General features: G+C 64.2%; 14 protein-coding genes. 8 read left to right on the forward strand and 6 right to left on the reverse strand.

Annotation, left to right across the window (positions count from 1 at the left end; translation table 11 throughout):
- Positions 1-246: 246 nt before the first annotated feature.
- The 4 genes from HU720_RS21385 to HU720_RS21400 form a co-directional block, all read right to left on the reverse strand.
- Positions 247-1566 carry an OprD family porin gene (locus tag HU720_RS21385; protein WP_186522580.1) on the reverse strand — a complete coding sequence of 440 codons (1320 nt, stop codon included), beginning with the start codon at positions 1564-1566 and terminating at the stop codon, positions 247-249.
- Positions 1567-2055: 489 nt separating this feature from the next.
- Positions 2056-2253, reverse strand: coding sequence for a hypothetical protein (locus HU720_RS21390; RefSeq protein WP_186522590.1), 198 nt, complete (start codon positions 2251-2253; stop codon positions 2056-2058).
- 178 nt (positions 2254-2431) lie between these two features.
- Complete coding sequence (gene aguA, locus HU720_RS21395; RefSeq protein WP_186522592.1) at positions 2432-3538, reverse strand: agmatine deiminase; 1107 nt, start codon at positions 3536-3538, stop codon at positions 2432-2434.
- A gap of 204 nt (positions 3539-3742) precedes the next feature.
- Positions 3743-6643 (reverse strand): aminotransferase, encoded by a 2901-nt coding sequence (locus tag HU720_RS21400; protein WP_186522594.1) that lies wholly within the window; start codon positions 6641-6643, stop codon positions 3743-3745.
- Between the two features lie 166 nt (positions 6644-6809).
- On the opposite strand from HU720_RS21400, the gene rfbB reads away from it, so the two are divergent.
- From rfbB to HU720_RS21435, 7 genes are read left to right on the forward strand one after another with little or no spacing between them, the layout of a single operon-like run.
- Positions 6810-7895: a dTDP-glucose 4,6-dehydratase gene (gene rfbB / locus HU720_RS21405; RefSeq protein ID WP_186522596.1), complete on the forward strand. Its 1086-nt coding sequence runs from the start codon at positions 6810-6812 to the stop codon at positions 7893-7895.
- Complete coding sequence (gene rfbA, locus HU720_RS21410) at positions 7892-8767, forward strand: glucose-1-phosphate thymidylyltransferase RfbA (RefSeq protein WP_186522598.1); 876 nt, start codon at positions 7892-7894, stop codon at positions 8765-8767. Before rfbB ends, rfbA begins: the two co-directional genes overlap by 4 nt.
- On the forward strand, positions 8764-9312 hold the full coding sequence (rfbC, locus tag HU720_RS21415) for a dTDP-4-dehydrorhamnose 3,5-epimerase (RefSeq protein ID WP_186522600.1): 549 nt from the start codon (positions 8764-8766) through the stop codon (positions 9310-9312). Before rfbA ends, rfbC begins: the two co-directional genes overlap by 4 nt.
- Positions 9309-10169 (forward strand): dTDP-4-dehydrorhamnose reductase, encoded by an 861-nt coding sequence (rfbD, locus tag HU720_RS21420; RefSeq protein WP_186522602.1) that lies wholly within the window; start codon positions 9309-9311, stop codon positions 10167-10169. Before rfbC ends, rfbD begins: the two co-directional genes overlap by 4 nt.
- A 38-nt stretch (positions 10170-10207) precedes the next feature.
- Positions 10208-12022, forward strand: a complete 1815-nt coding sequence (locus HU720_RS21425; protein ID WP_186522604.1) for an ATP-binding protein — start codon at positions 10208-10210, stop codon at positions 12020-12022.
- Positions 12019-13428, forward strand: coding sequence for a sigma-54 dependent transcriptional regulator (locus HU720_RS21430; RefSeq protein ID WP_186522606.1), 1410 nt, complete (start codon positions 12019-12021; stop codon positions 13426-13428). Before HU720_RS21425 ends, HU720_RS21430 begins: the two co-directional genes overlap by 4 nt.
- A complete protein-coding gene (locus HU720_RS21435; protein ID WP_186522608.1) occupies positions 13428-13883 on the forward strand; it encodes a YiiD C-terminal domain-containing protein in 456 nt (151 codons plus the stop codon). The genes HU720_RS21430 and HU720_RS21435 overlap by 1 nt, the downstream gene beginning before the upstream one ends.
- Positions 13884-14013: 130 nt before the next feature.
- Here the strand turns inward: HU720_RS21435 and cysQ are convergent, their stop codons facing one another.
- Positions 14014-14847: a 3'(2'),5'-bisphosphate nucleotidase CysQ gene (cysQ, locus tag HU720_RS21440; protein ID WP_186522611.1), complete on the reverse strand. Its 834-nt coding sequence runs from the start codon at positions 14845-14847 to the stop codon at positions 14014-14016.
- Complete coding sequence (gene nudE, locus HU720_RS21445; RefSeq protein WP_186522613.1) at positions 14844-15410, reverse strand: ADP compounds hydrolase NudE; 567 nt, start codon at positions 15408-15410, stop codon at positions 14844-14846. The genes cysQ and nudE overlap by 4 nt, the downstream gene beginning before the upstream one ends.
- Before the next feature lie 64 nt (positions 15411-15474).
- Here nudE and yrfG point away from each other — a divergent pair, with 64 nt between their 5' ends.
- Positions 15475-16137: a GMP/IMP nucleotidase gene (gene yrfG, locus HU720_RS21450; RefSeq protein WP_186522615.1), complete on the forward strand. Its 663-nt coding sequence runs from the start codon at positions 15475-15477 to the stop codon at positions 16135-16137.
- The last annotated feature ends 164 nt before the right edge of the window (positions 16138-16301 follow it).

Consider the following 16301-nt stretch of genomic DNA (forward strand, 5'->3'; position numbering starts at 1 on the left):
TGGGGCTGCTTCGCAGCCCTTTCGCGGCACAAGGCCGCTCCTACACTGACCGCGTAGACGGCATCGATATGGGGATGAGCTCTGTGGGAGCTGGCGCCAGCCTGCGATGAGGCCGGTGCAGGGATGCACCTAACCGCTTGCCACGAGGACATTTGCCTGGCCGGCAGGCTGTGTGGATACCTGCTTTGCAACCACAAAAAAACAGCCCCGGCATAGGCCGGGGCTGCTTGAGACGCCAGGTCAGTATCAGAAGATGCTGATCGGGTACTCGACGAACACACGCACTTCGTTGCCGTCGTCGTTGTACTCGCTCTGACGGACCGCAGTGTTGGTCCGCAGGAACGAGCTACGCAGCTTGATCGAAAGGTCCTTGGCCGGGCCTTCCTGGACGACGTAACGCACTTGGTTGAAGATCTCGCGCTCTTTACCTTCGCCGAAGCCTTGCGGGGTGCCGACGGTGCGGGTGTTGATGTTGTCACCCACCACGTACGCGACCTTGTAGCTCAGGCCCGGTACGCCGAACGCGCTGAAGTCCAGGCCGTAGCCCAGCTGCCAGGAGCGCTCGTCCTCGGCGTTGAAGTCCGACCAGTAGGAGTTCGCCAGGTAGATGGTCGAACCACCGTCACCGACACCGCCAGCGCTCTGGTAGCCGCTGTAGTTGTAACCGGTGCTGCCGGTGCTGCGCTGGTGCGCCAGGGTGAACGAGTGCGGGCCGTAGGCGTAGGTAGCAGCCAGGCTCCAGATGGTGTTGGAGTCACCGGTCAGCGAGGCGCTGCGCTCGAACTTCTTGTCGATGTCGGTCTTGTAGCCGTTGAAGTCCAAGGTCAGGGACTGGTCAGCCGCGATCGGGAAGACGTAGTTCAAGCCCAGATAGTGCTTCTTCATGACATCTTCGTTGTCAGCGGTGTACAGCGACGCTGTGAAGTTGTCAGTGAACTTGTAGCTGCCGCCCAACACGTTGATCGACTTCAGGCCACCGCTGTCACGGCCTTCAGCGCTCTTGCGCGCTTCCTGGGTGAAGCGGCCGGCGTTCAGTTCCAGGCCCTTGATCTCTTTGGAGGTGATCAGGGTACCGGTGAAGCTTTCTGGCAGCAGACGGCCGTCGTCGTAGTTCAGCACCGGCAGAGCTGGCATCTGGTCACCGTACTTGAGCACGGTGTTGGAGATGCGGAACTTGACCGCAGCGCCAGCGCGGGCCAGGTCGTGCGGGCTGCTGGCGTTGCCGTCGGCGTTCTTGGTGTTGTACGGCTTGAAGAAGTCGACGCCACCACCACCGTTGTGGCCTTTGCCGCCATCCAGGCGCACGGCGTACAGGCCGAAGGCGTCAACGCCCACGCCGACGGTGCCTTGGGTGAAGCCGGAGGAGAAGTTACCGATGAAAGCCTGGCCCCATTCGATCTGGTCGTCGGTGCCGTGCTTCTTGTCACGGTTGATGTAAGCGTTGCGCAGAAGGACGTTGGCGTGGCTGTCCTCGATGAAACCTTTGCTGTCGGCCTGCTCGTTGGCCTGTGCCTGGGTCGCGGCGATCATCGCCAGGGCGACCAGGCTGATCCTGGTTTTCAACATGTTATTTTCCTTATTTCTTGATCAAAAACGCGCTGCATATAAACGCCAGGAACCAACGCCCCTACGTAGGTTCGACGCTATGCGGATCCGGGTTTGAAGGGCTGCACACAGTCTGTTGCAAGCCTTTCAACCCCATGGCCATCTCATGGCCAGCAGGCGTAGAGGCCGAATCCTATCCGTGCATGCTCATACATGTCAAAAAATCGTGAAAGGCAGGTTGATATAACCAAAAATGAGGTCAGGCATAGTGCAATCTCACGCGCCTCTGCCCTGAGTCAGCGCAAATCTGTCTCTTTGTGAAAATGAAGAAGATGACCGCACAGTCGTCATATACATCGGGCAGACAGGGGTTGGTGAAACTGCTAGGCAACCCTGCTAACGGCGGAATGTTCACTTACAAGCAGATACACATCAGCGCTCAATCGGCCGCAAACAAAAACGCCACCGCAGAGGCGGTGGCGTTGCTGGTAGCCCAAGGCGGTGGGCGGCTTAGTGCCACACCGCCAGCAAGGCCTCTAGTTCAGCATCGCTGATCAAGCCTTGCGGGTATCGCCCGTCGAGCAGGCGGCGCGGGTCGGTCGTCCTGACCCGGATATTTCCATGGTGCTTCAGCCACTGCGCCAGCACTTTGAGCGAATCCTGGTTAACCGCCGAACGCGGCATCGCCAGCTCATTTGCTGCATTCATTTCACACGCACTCCCCTGGGCCCGTGAGTGGCTAACTTACGTAAGGTTTGTTACAGAACGACTTACTGGTATCCCTCTGAAACACAATGGAAAAACAATACAAGAGCTGTGCCAGCTCGTTGCGAGCACACACAAAAAAGCCCGTCACGAGGACGGGCTGTTGAGCCGGCGCAACGCCTCAGCGCTTGATCGGCGCCGGCTGCTGCTGGGTCAGGCAATGGATGTTGCCACCGCCCAACAACAGCTCGCGGCCCGGAATCATCACCACTTCATGGTCCGGGAAAATCTTCTGCAGAATCTCCCTGGCCTGCGCATCCGCCGGGTCATCGAAGCTTGGCGCAATGATGCCGCCATTGACGATGAGGAAGTTGACGTAGGACCCCGCCAGCCGCACCGACGGATCCCGCTCCTGGCTGCCCACTACCTGATCGACGCCGTCGCACTCTTCGGCGGTGGCGAACAGCGGGCCCGGGATCGGCATCTTGTGCACCACGAACTCACGGCCTTTGGCGTCGCGGCTGTTTTTCAACACCTCGAAGGCTGCGTGGCAGCGCGCATAGTTGGGGTCGTTGGAATCATCGGTCCAGGCCAGTAACACTTCGCCGGGGCGTACGTAACAGCAGAAGTTGTCGACGTGCCCGTCGGTCTCGTCGTTGTACAAGCCATCGGGCAGCCAGATGACGGTATCGACCGCCAGGTGCTCGCGCAGCACGTCTTCGATCTGCTCGCGGCTCAGGTGCGGGTTGCGGTTACGGTTGAGCAGGCATTCTTCGGTGGTGATCACCGTGCCTTCACCATCGACGTGGATCGAGCCGCCTTCGAGCACGAAGCCCTCGGTTTGATAGCGCTGTACGCGCTCCATCTCCAGCACCTTGCTCGCCACCGCCTCATCGCGATTCCACGGCGCGTACAGGCCGCCGTCAAAACCGCCCCAGGCGTTGAAGCCCCAGTCCACACCGCGCACTTCGCCGTTGTGGTTGATCACGAAGGTCGGCCCGGTGTCACGCACCCAGGCATCATCGCTGCTCATTTCGACCACGCGGATGTTGGGCAGGTCGAGCTGGCGCCGGGCATTTTCGTACTGGCCGGCAGACACTGCCACGGTAACCGGCTCGAAACGGGCGATGGCCTTGGCCAGGGTCACATGCGCGGCTTGCGCAGGCTTGCCGCCCAGGCGCCAGTTGTCCGGGCGCTCTGGCCACACCATCCACACCTGGGCCTGCGGGGCCCACTCGGCAGGCATGTGGAAGCCGTCGGCGCGCGGGGTCGAATTCAGGGTCTTCATGGGTAACCTCTGCAAAGGCCCGGAGCCAAGGGCGCCAGGTCGTTGAACGAATGGTGAAGCAGGCCAGCCAGTATAGGCAGCGTACGATACGGGGGCATATTACAACCGATAAATATCGGCTTTAAAGTGCTTTTTCGAAAATAACCGCCGATAAAAAAGCCTGCCAAACCGATAACAATCGGCAAGCAGGCGGTACGTAGCGCGTTAGAGCCCTTCGTTGAGGATGCGCTCCACGCTGTCGACAAAGTAATCCACGCTGGCTTTGCTGGTGCACATGGGCGGCTTGATCTTGAGAATGTTCAGGTAGTCGCCGGTCGGCTGCATGAAAATCCCCAGATCGCGCAGGCGGTTGCACAGCGTCATGGTTTCCTCGCTGGCAGGTTCGAGCGTCTGGCGGTCGCGCACCAGCTCAAGGCCCAGGTAAAAGCCCGAGCCATGCGCTGCACCGGCAAGCGGATACTTATCCACAAGCCCTTGCAGGCGCGCTTTGAAATAGCGCCCCACGTCACGGGCGTTGTCCCACAGCCCTTCGTCGCGCATCACATCCAGCACCGCCATGCCAATGCGGCAACTGACCGGGCTGCCGCCCGCCGACGAGAAGAAGTAGCCCTCCGCCTCCAGCGCCTCGGCTATTTCACGCCGGGTGATCACCGCGCCCAGTGGCTGGCCGTTGCCCATGCCTTTGGCCATGGTGATGATATCCGGCACCACACCCTGCTCTTCGAAGCCCCAGAAGTACTCACCCAACCGGCCATAGCCCACCTGCACTTCATCGGCGATGCACACCCCGCCGCGCTGGCGCACCTTGGCGTAAGCCTCGCGCAGGTAACCTGGCGGCAGCGAGATACCGCCGGCATTGCCGTACACCGGCTCACAGATCATGCCGGCCAGTTGCCGGCCACGGGCGTCCAGGTCAGCGAGCTTGGCATCGACATCCCGCAGGTAGTCGGCCGCGCTGTCGGCGCCACGGAAGCGGCCGCGGAAGGTGTTCGGCGCCTCCACCGGGTGCACCCAGTCGGGGCGGGTTTCAAGGGCCTTGGGGTTGTCGGCAATGGAGGTCGAGATAGCGTCGGTAGCGACCGACCAGCCGTGGTAGGCCTCCAGCACGCTGAGCAGGTCGCGCCCGCCGCTGTAGGCCCAGGCCAGGCGGATCGCCAGGTCGTTGGCCTCGGTGCCGCTATTGACCAGAAATACCCGGTCAAAACCTGGCGGAGCGACTTCGAGCAGGCGCTCGGAAAACTCGGCGATGGCTGCGTAATGAAAGCGCGAGTTGGTGTTGACCAGTGACCACTGGCGCGCCGACTCGGCCGCCATGCGCGGGTGGCCGTGGCCGAGCACCGCGACGTTGTTGAGCATGTCGAGGTACGAGCGGCCCTGCATGTCGATCAGGTAGTTGCGCCAGCCGCGCTCGATGTGTGGCGGCTGTGCGTAATAGTGTTTCTGCGAACGGGCAAAACTTGCCTCGCGGCGCGCCAGCAGGGCCTGCGGGTCGGCCAACGGCGGGGCATCACAGGCGAAGCCCAGCAAGGCCTGCGGCGACGGGCACAGCGCCAGCCAGGCAGCGGCATGCGATGGCACGGCAAAGAATGGCGGGCGCAGGTGGCTGTCCAGGCACAGTTGCACGCGCAAGAAGCCGCAGCTGGCGCCCAGTGCCTGGCCGCGTTGCAGCGTCTGGCCATCGTCGGGGGCGGCTTCAAGGCCGTCCAGCCACAGGCTCCAGTGCGCCGTACGCAGGCAGCCGCGCTGGGCGTCGATGCGCTGCCACACGCCGGCCTGCGGCGCCTGCACGGCGGTGCCTGGCAGCACATGCAGTTCTACACCCAAGGCACAGGTGGCAGGCTCTTCAGGGCGGTCGATATGGGTTTGCGACAGCCGGTATTGGCCGTGCAGGGTGCTGGCAGGCGCGGGCTGTGCGGCGAGCAGGCGTTGATCGAAGCCGGGCTGCTCCCAGTTGCCCGCCTCGCAGTGCGGGCTGAGCACGCCAAGGTCGACCAGGCTCACCGGGTGGCCAGCAATAGCCGGCAGCAGTGGCAGGCTTGTGCTGAAGTCGGCGCTATGGGGTGTCACACCCGCGGCGTGCAGGATCGCCGCCTCCACCAACGCCGCCGGCAGCGCGCTGGCGGTATCGAATATCTCCCACTCATGGGTAATGTTGTTGCGGATGTAGTCATTGTGCGGATCGATCGCCAATTGCTGCTCGCCGCTCAACACCAACACTGCCGCGCGCAGTTGCATCAGCGGCCACAATGCGCGCAGCTCGGCTTCGAGCAATGGGTTATGCGCCTGGTAGGCGGCAATGGCCGGCAGAATACGCAGCGGGTCACCTTCGACATGGTGCAGCAGCGCGGTGCAGGTCACCGACAGGTCGGCGATGCGCCAGGTGCGCAGCAGGTCGCCAAAGTCGATCACCCCTTGCAGTTGCCATTCGCGTTGGGCATCGCGGGCCCACACCACGTTGTCGTCGGTGATATCCAGGTGCACGGCCTGCTGCGGCAACGTGTCGACCAGCGGCGCCAGCGCGTGCGCGGCCTGTTGCGCAAGGGCGGCCACCTGTTCACGGCGCTGCGGGTCGGTAAGCACCGGCAACAGGTGCTCGACGAGCGCCACGGCGTGCTGCGGGTCCCATTGCAGGGTTCGCGCAAGGCCTGGGTGGTCGAAACCGGCCAGGGCTTTGTCGACCTGCGCGCACAACCCACCCAGCTCGGCCATCAGCCGTGCCGGCATGTGCTTGAGGCGGGTCAGCGGCTCACCGTCGATGTAGTCCAGCAACCGCACTCGCAAGGGCTGGCCGTCGATTTCCAGCGCCAGCAGGTCGGCGCCATTGTTTGCAGGGCGCACTTTCGGCACGGGCAAGCCGTGCTCGCGCAGATAGGCCAGCGCCGCATGCTGGGCCTGCAACTCCACCTCGGCATAGCTGCCGTGGCACGCTTTGAGCACAAACCGCCCCTGCTCGCTATCGACCCGCAGGTTAAGGTCCTGCTGGCTGCCCAGCGCCTGCAGCCCACCCTGCAAATCGTAGTGCGAACGCAGCAAGGCGTGGGCCTGGGCTTCACTGAGTGAAGGGCTTGGCTGGCTCGAACGTTGGATCAGGGTACTCAGGGGCATTTGCAGGGACCTCGTTTTTTTTCGCTTATATCGCCACTAGTGCCGCCGACAAACAAGTGGGCGCTCGAAATTTCCGATCGCCCGAGCGATGTCGCCACACTTGCCATAGATGGCTACAGCCGACAAGCTACGCTATTGCCATAACTTTCTGACAAGGCAACCGTTCATGCGCATTCTCGTTACCGGCGGCGCCGGTTTCATCGGTTCGGCCCTGATCCGCCACCTGATCGAAAACACTGACCATGAGGTTCTCAACCTCGACAAGCTGACCTACGCCGGCAACCTGGAGTCGCTGCAACCCATCGCCAGCAACAGCCGCTACGAATTCGTCCAGGCCGATATCGCCGACACGCCGGTGGTCAGCGCGGTACTGCAACGCTTCCAGCCCGACGCGATCATGCACCTGGCCGCCGAGTCCCACGTCGACCGCTCCATCGATGGCCCGGCTGCGTTCATCCAGACCAACATCGTCGGCACCTATGCGTTGCTCGAAAGCACCCGCGCCTGGTGGAGCACCCTGCCGGATGCACAGCGCACCGCGTTCCGCTTTCACCATATTTCCACCGACGAGGTCTATGGCGACCTGCACGGCGTCGATGACCTGTTCACCGAGACCACGCCCTACGCGCCCAGCTCGCCTTATTCGGCCAGCAAGGCGGCGTCCGACCACCTGGTGCGCGCATGGCAGCGTACCTATGGCCTGCCGGTGCTGATCACCAACTGCTCGAACAACTACGGCCCGTACCACTTCCCAGAAAAACTCATTCCGCTGACCATCCTAAACGCCCTCGCCGGCAAGCCACTGCCGGTGTATGGCAATGGCGAACAGGTGCGCGACTGGCTGTACGTCGAAGACCACGCCCGCGCCCTGCTGAAGGTGGTCAGCGCAGGTACGGTTGGCGAGACCTACAACATTGGCGGCCACAACGAGCAGAAGAACATCGATGTGGTGCGCGAACTCTGCGCGTTGCTCGAAGAACTCGCCCCTGAGCGCCGCCCAGCCGGCATTGCGCACTATGCCGAGCTGATCACGTTTGTCAGGGACCGCCCTGGCCACGACCTGCGCTACGCCATCGATGCGAGCAAGATCGAGCGTGAGCTGGGCTGGGCCCCCGATGAAACCTTCTCCACCGGCCTGCGCAAAACCGTGCAGTGGTACCTGGCCAACCTGGACTGGTGCACCAACGTGCAAAACGGCAGCTACCAGGGCGAACGCCTGGGCAACTCTGATATCAAGGACCTGATCGCATGAGCAAAGGTATCGTTCTGGCCGGTGGTTCCGGCACCCGGCTGCACCCGATCACCCTGGGTGTGTCCAAGCAATTGCTGCCGATCTACGACAAACCGATGATCTACTACCCGGTCTCGGTGCTGATGCTCGCCGGTATCCGCGACATTCTGCTGATCTCGACGCCGCAAGACCTGCCGCAGTACCGCCAACTGTTCGGCGACGGCAGCCAGTTCGGCATCAACGTAAGCTATGCCGAACAGCCCTCCCCGGATGGCCTGGCCCAGGCATTCCTGATTGGCGAGGAATTCATCGGCGATGACCCGGTATGCCTGATTCTGGGTGACAACATTTTCCACGGCCAAGGCTTCAGCGAACAACTGCAGCGCGCCGCCGCGCACCCCAGTGGCGCAACCGTGTTTGGCTATTGGGTCAAGGACCCGGAGCGTTTCGGCGTGATCGAGTACGACGCCGAAGGCCGCGCCCTGTCGATCGAAGAGAAACCCCAGCAGCCCAAATCCAGCTACGCCGTCACCGGCCTGTACTTCTACGACAACGACGTGGTGCAGATCGCCAAAGGCATCCGCCCCTCGGCCCGTGGCGAGCTGGAAATCACCGACGTGAACAATGCCTACCTGCAACGCGGCGACCTGCGTGTCGAGCGCTTTGGCCGTGGTTTCGCCTGGCTCGATACCGGCACCCACGAAAGCCTGCTGGAAGCTTCGCAGTACGTGCAGACCATCGAGAACCGCCAAGGCCTCAAAGTGGCCTGCCTCGAAGAAATCGCCTACCAGAATGGCTGGATATGCCGCGACCGCCTGCTGGCCAAGGCGGCGGACCTGAAGAAAACCGGATACGGTCAGTACCTGCTGAAACTGGCTGAAGAGAACACATGAAAATCGTTGCGACCGCTCTGCCCGATGTACTGATTATCGAACCCCAGGTGTTCGGCGACAGCCGTGGCTTTTTCTGCGAAAGCTTCAATGCCCGCGCCTTTGCCGAGCACGCCGACATTGCCTTGGATTTCGTCCAGGACAACCACTCGCGCTCCCAGCGCGGCGTGCTGCGCGGGCTGCATTACCAGTTGCAGAACCCACAGGGCAAGCTGGTGCGCGTGGTGCAGGGTGAGGTGCTGGATGTGGCGGTGGATATACGCCGCCATTCGCCAACCTTCGGCCAGTGGGTCGCCGAGCGCCTGTCGGCCGACAACCACCGGCAGATGTGGGTCCCGCCGGGGTTCGCCCATGGTTTCGTGGTGCTGAGCGAATCGGCCGATTTTCTCTACAAGACCACCGACTACTACAACCCTGCCGCAGAACGCAGCATCCGTTGGGATGACCCGCAGTTGGCCATTGACTGGCAACTGGGCGGTCTACAGCCGCAGCTGTCCGCCAAGGACCAGGCCGCCGTGGCATTCGCCGATGCCGAGCTGTTCCCATGAGGGTTCTGGTATGCGGCCATAACGGCCAGGTGGCGCAGGCGCTGGGCCATAGCCTTGAGGGGTTGGGCGAGGTGCTGTTGCGCGGCCGCGACCAGCTCGACATGGCCGACCCCGAGCAACTGCGCCAGCCGCTGCGCGACCTTGCCCCCGACCTGATCATCAACGCCGCTGCGCACACGGCGGTGGACCAGGCCGAAAGCGAGCCCGAGCTTGCCTTCGCGATCAACGCCCAGGCCCCTCGGGTGCTGGCCGAAGAAGCCGAGCGCCTGGGCGTACCGCTGATCCACTACTCCACCGACTACGTGTTCGATGGCCGCAAAGCCGCGCCTTACAGCGAGGACGATGCGCCGAACCCACTGGGCGTGTACGGCAACAGCAAGCTGGCCGGCGAGCTGGCCATCACCGAGGTTGGCGGCCAGCACCTGATACTGCGCACCAGCTGGGTGTACTCACAGTCTGGGCGCAATTTCCTGCTGACCATGTGGCGCCTGCTGCAAGAGCGGCCACAGCTCAAGGTGGTCAGCGACCAGATTGGCGCGCCCACCTGGGCCGGCACCATCGCTGCCAGCACCGCTGCGCTGGTCCAGCGTTGGCAGGGCGGGCAAGCCGGGCAATGGGGCACCTACCACCTGACGGCCCAGGGCGAGACCTCCTGGTACGGGTTTGCCCAGGCCATCGGCGCGCAACTCAAGGCCCGTGGCCTGCCCTGCGCCGAGCTGCTGCCCATTCCTTCCAGCGAATACCCGACCCCTGCACAGCGGCCGCTGAATTCGCGCCTGGACTGCACACGGCTTGCGCGCAACTGGCAGGTCAGCCAGCCGCACTGGCAACAGGCGCTGATCGACTGCCTCAAGTAGCGCATAATTGCGCCAGACTTTTCTGGCGCACTTAAGCGATGATTCCGAAACCCACGCCTCCCCGCCGCCCTCGCTGGCGCAGCCTCGCCCTGCTGGCCCTGTGCCTGGCCCCGTTACTGTGGCCGCTGCACCATTTGGCCGAGCGCTATTACCAGGAGGAGCTGGCCTCGCAGAACCGCCAGACCCTCGACCTGTATGTGGCCAACCTGCTCGGCACCCTGCACCGTTACGAAGTGTTGCCGCAGATCCTCGGCGACCTGCCGGCACTGCGCGGCGCGCTGGCCGACCCGTTCAAGCTGGAGGCGGTCACCAACGCCAACCGCCTGCTCAAGGACATCACCCAGCAGAGCGGCGCCGAAGTGATGTACCTGATGGATGTGCGCGGCAATACCTTGGCCGCCTCCAACTGGGACAAGCAGGACAGCTTCGTCGGCCGCAACTTTGCCTTCCGCCCGTACTTCAACGAAGCCATGGACGGGCGCCTGGGGCGCTTCTTCGGCCAGGGCACCACCTCGGCCAAGCGCGGCTACTTCTTTGCCGCCGCCGTGCGCGACCGCGAGCGCGTGATCGGCGTGCTGGTGGTGAAGGTCGACCTCGACCACACCGAAACCCTCTGGGGCCGCACCCCCGAGCAACTGCTGCTGACCGACCAGTTCGGCGTGGTGGTGCTCACCTCGCGCCCGGACTGGCGGTTCCGCGCCACCCGCACCCTGACCGAGGCCGAGCGCCAGGCGATCATCGCCATCCAGCCCTACCCCACCCAGGCGCCGCAACCGCTGAGCCTGAGCGCCGACGCCTGGCTGACGCAAAGCCGCGACATCAAGGAAACCGGCTGGCAGGTGAGCATTCTGGCGCCGCGCATCCTGGTCGACCGCTCGGTGCAGACCGTCATGGCGATTGGCGCCGGCGCGTTGCTGGTGTGCATGTTGCTGGCCGGGCTAGTGATGCAGCGGCGGCGCCACTATATCGACCGCATCGACTTCGAGGCGCGCGCCCGCCAAGAGCTCGAAAAGCGCGTGATGGAACGTACCTCCGACCTTGAAGGCCTCAACACGCGGCTCAAGAGCGCCGTGCTTGAACGCGAAAACGCCCAGCAAGAGCTGGTGCGCGCCCAGGATGAGCTGGTGCAGGCCGGCAAGCTGTCAGTGCTCGGCACCATGTCGGCGAGCATCAGCCACGAACTCAACCAGCCGCTGGCGGCGATCCGCAGCTATGCCGAAAACGCCGAGATTCTGCTCGACCACCAACGCACCGAAGACGTACGCGGCAACCTCAAGCTGATTGGCGAGCTGACCGGCCGCATGGCCTCGATCATCGCCCACCTGCGCGCCTTCGCCCGCCGCGACCGCCACGCCCCGGAAAGCGTGGCGCTGCAACCGGCGCTGGACGACGCCCTGGCGCTGCTGGCCAAGCGCCGCCGGGCGATGGCCGTGGAGCTGGTGCGCGACCTGCCCGAGGCCACCTTGTGGGTGCAGGCCGGCGAAACCCGCCTGCGCCAGGTGCTCGGCAACCTGCTGGCCAACGCCCTCGATGCGCTCACCGAAAAAGCCAACCCGCGCAGGCTCATGCTCAGTGCCGAACGCCACGATGACTGCGTCTACCTGTACATCCGCGACAACGGCCCAGGCTTTAGCCGCCAGGCACTGGAGCAGGCCAAGGAGCCGTTCTTCACCACCAAGACCCGCACCCAGGGCCTGGGCCTGGGCCTGGCCATCTGCGAAAGCCTGATGCTGGCCTTGGGCGGTGAGCTGCTGCTGGCCAACCACCCGGAAGGCGGCGCCCTGCTGACCCTGAAACTGCGCGTGGCCAAGCCCGGCGCCAACCTGCAATCTTCGGAGGATTCCTCGGCATGAGCACCGAGACACTGATCGACAGCCGCGCCCAGGTGATCCTGGTCGATGACGACCCGCACCTGCGCCAAGCCCTCAGCCAGACCTTGGACCTCGCCGGCCTGCGGGTCGAGGCCCTGGCCGACGCGCAAGGGCTGGCCGAGCGCATCGAGGCCGACTGGCCGGGTGTGGTGGTCAGCGATATCCGCATGCCAGGCATCGACGGCCTGCAACTGCTCGAACAACTGCACGCCCGCGACAGCGAGCTGCCGGTGCTGCTGATCACCGGCCACGGCGATGTGCCGCTGGCGGTGCAGGCCATGCGCGCAGGCGCCTATGACTTTCTGGAAAAACCCTTCGCCAGCGACGCCCTGCTGGACAGCGTGCGCCGCGCCCTGGCCTTGCGCCGGCTGGTGCTGGACAACCGCAGCCTGCGCCTGGCGCTGAGCGACCGCCAGCAACTGGCCACGCGGCTGGTGGGCCAGTCGGCATCGATGCAGCGCCTGCGCGAGCAGATCGGCGCCCTGGCCGGCACCCGCGCCGATGTGCTGATTCTGGGCGAGACCGGCGCAGGCAAGGAGGTAGTGGCGCGTGCGCTGCACGACCTGTCCAGCCGCCGCGATGGGCCGTTCGTGGCAATCAACGCCGGCGCGCTGGCCGAATCAGTGGTGGAGAGCGAGCTGTTCGGCCACGAGCCGGGCGCCTTTACCGGCGCGCAGAAGCGCCGTATCGGCAAGTTCGAATTCGCCAACGGCGGCACGCTGTTCCTCGATGAAATCGAAAGCATGAGCCTGGATGTGCAGGTCAAGCTGCTGCGCCTGTTGCAGGAGCGAGTCGTCGAGCGCCTGGGCGGCAACCAGCTGATCCCGCTGGACATCCGCATCGTCGCCGCCACCAAGGAAGACCTGCGCCACAGCGCCGATCAGGGCCGTTTTCGCGCCGACTTGTACTACCGGCTGAACGTCGCCTCGCTGCGCATTCCGGCGCTGCGCGAGCGCGGCGATGACATCCTGCTGCTGTTCCAGCACTTTGCCGATGCCGCCAGCCAGCGCCACGGCCTGCCCCCGCACAGCCTGCAACCGGCGCAGCGGGCACTGCTGCTGCGCCACGACTGGCCAGGCAACGTGCGCGAGTTGCAGAACGCCGCCGAGCGGTTCGCCCTGGGCCTTGAGCTGGCGCTGGACGGCCAGTTGCCGGCCGCCAGCCGCGAGCTGCCAGTGAGCGTGGCCAGTGGCAATTTGAGCGAGCAGGTCGAGCAGTTCGAGCGCTCGCTGATTGCCGCCGAACTGGCCCAGCCGCACAGCTCGATGCGCAGCCTCGCCGAGGCGCTGGGGGTGCCGCGCAAAACCCTGCACGACAAACTGCGCAAGCACGGCCTGAGTTTCGAGGGCGGCAGCGGCGGGCATGACGAACACGAGGAGCACCGTTGATGAGCAGCGACAGCCACTACCTGCAGAGCGTATTGCACAGCGATATCCCGCTGACCGCAGAAATGGGCATGCAGGTGCTCGACTGGCAGGCGCAGTGCCTGCGCCTGCAATTGCCGTTGGCGCCCAACGTCAACCACAAGAGCACCATGTTCGGCGGCAGCCTGTATTGCGCGGCGGTGCTGGCGGGTTGGGGCTGGCTGCACCTGCGTTTGCGCGAGCTGGGCATTGATGATGGGCACATCGTCATTCAGGAAGGGCAGATCAGTTACCCGCTACCGGTGACTGGCGCGGCGGTGGCCAGTTGCCCGGCGCCGGACGAAAAAGCCTGGGCGCGGTTTCTGGCGATGTACCAGCGCCGCGGGCGGGCGCGGTTGACGCTTGAGACAGTGGTGAGCAATGCCGGCAGCGATGAGCCGGCGGTGCGCTTCAGCGGGCAGTATGTGTTGCACCGGTGAGCCTGCGCTTGTGTGGATGGCACCGGCTACGCCGGTATCGCGGGGCAAGCCCGCTCCCACAGAGGCCATACTCACTCCCTGTGTAGGAGCGGCCTTGTGCCGCGATGGGCCGCAAAGCGGCCCCAATTTCTCAGCCCTTGATCGCCCCAGCCAGCTCAACCAACCCCTGCCGCCAGCCAGCAGCCTTCGGCAACGCCAGGAAAAACTCATTAAGCAATGACTCCCGGGCCGGATACCGAAACGCTTGCCCGTCCAGCCCGATCACCTCACCGCCAGCCCCTTCCAATACCCCCTGCGCCGCAGCCGTGTCCCACTGCGACGTCGGCGCCAGGCGCGGATAGCAATCGGCACTGCCCTCAGCCAGCAAGCAGAACTTCAGCGAGCTGCCGATATTGGCCAGCTCCAATTCCCCGACGGCGTCGCCCAGGCCGGCCAACAGCGCCTCCTGGGCCGGGCTGGTATGCCGACGGCTGGCAACCACGGTGAAGCGCTCACCGGCAGGCGGTGCGCTGCGCACCTTGATGGGCTGCGCAGCGTCGCCACCTTGTACACGCCAGGCACCCAATGCCCGGCCACCGAAGTAGCAGCGGCCATTGGTCGGCATTGCCACCACGCCAAACACCACTTCGCCGCGTTCGATCAGGGCAATGTTGACGGTGAACTCTTCGCTGCCGGCAATGAATTCCTTGGTGCCATCCAGTGGGTCGACCAGCCACCAGCGCTGCCAGCGCGCGCGCTCGGCCAGGGGGATGTCGCAGTCTTCTTCGGACAACACCGGAATATCCGGCGCCAGCGCCTGCAAGCCATCGGCGATGACGCGATGCGCAGCAAGGTCTGCAGCAGTCACCGGCGAATCATCGGCTTTGTTGGTCACCGCCACATCGGCGCGCCAGAACGGCAGAATCGCCTGGCCCGCCAGGTGCGCAAGCTTCACCGCTTCGTGCATCAAATGCAGATCGTTCATACGCTCAGTACCCCGCGCTGGATCAACAGGTCACGGGCCAGGTACAGCGCCGCCAAGGCACGGCCCTCCGAGAACTGCGGGTGCATGGCCAGGGCTGAAAGCTCGCGCAGGTTGACCTTGTCCACCCGCATCGGCTCAGGCTCGTCGCCCTCCAGATGCTCTTCGTACAAGTCAGTGGCCAGCACCACCTGGATTTTCTGGCTCATGTAACCGGGCGACAGCGAAAGCTCGGTCAGGTGCTCCAGTTGCCGCGCGCCAAAGCCGGCTTCTTCCTTGAGCTCGCGGTCAGCGGCGGCCAGCACGTCTTCACCGGGCTCGATCAACCCCTTGGGCAGCGACAGCTCGTATTCGTCGGTACCGCCGCAGTATTCCTCGACCAGCACCGCATGCTCGGCGTCGAGCATGGCGACGATCATCACCGCGCCATAACCGTTGCCGCGACCGACCAGGCGTTCGTAAGTACGCTCGACACCATTGGAGAAGCGCAACTGCACCGCCTCGACCCGGAACAGGTGGCTGCTGGCAACGATTTCGCGGCTGAGGACGGTGGGTTTCTGGCGCATGGTGCGGCTCCTTGGCGTGAACGGGTTACTATACCGTGGCTTGCCGACTGATCGAGAGTTTCCCATGCCCGTTCTTCCGTGGTCTGCCATCGACACTGTCCTGCTGGACATGGACGGCACCCTGCTCGACCTGCACTACGACAACCGCTTCTGGCTCGAACACCTGCCGCAACGCTATGCCGAGCTGCATGGGGTCAGCCGCGCCATGGCCGAGCTGGAGCTGCAGCCGCTGTTCGAGCGCCATGCCGGCACGCTGAACTGGTACTGCCTGGACTTCTGGAGCACCGAGCTGCGCCTGCCGATCCGTGAGCTCAAGCAGGAAATCGCCGACCTGATCGCCTTGCGCCCAGACGCCGACACCTTTCTGGCCGCCATCCGCCAGGCCGGCAAGCGCGTGGTGATGATCACCAACGCCCACCGCGATTCGCTGTCGCTCAAGCTTGAGCGGGTGGAGCTGGCGCCGTATTTCGAGCGGCTGATCAGTTCCCACGACTATGGCTACCCCAAAGAGAGCCCGCACTTCTGGGATGCGCTGCACGCCGACATCGGCTTCGACCCGGCGCGCAGCCTGTTCATCGATGACACCCTGGCCATCCTGCGCAGCGCGCAGCGGTTTGGCGTGGGGCATCTGCTGGCCGTGCGCCAGCCGGACAGCAAGGCACAGCCGCGCGATACCCAGGAGTTTGCGGCGGTGGAAGATTACCGGGAGTTGTTGGTGGGGCTGTAGTGCCCTATCGCAGCATTCAGGGGTGCCTGTGGAAAACTCCATGATGCTGCGCAAGCCAGCTCCGGCCAAATAAACCAGTAAGCAGCGCGGTCTTGTGTAGGAGCGGCCTTGTGCCGCGAAAGGGCTGCGAAGCAGCCCCAGCGATTCTGCATGGTGCTCGGATC

The organism is Pseudomonas sp. SWRI51, from assembly GCF_014268825.1.
Lineage (GTDB): Bacteria > Pseudomonadota > Gammaproteobacteria > Pseudomonadales > Pseudomonadaceae > Aquipseudomonas > Aquipseudomonas farsensis.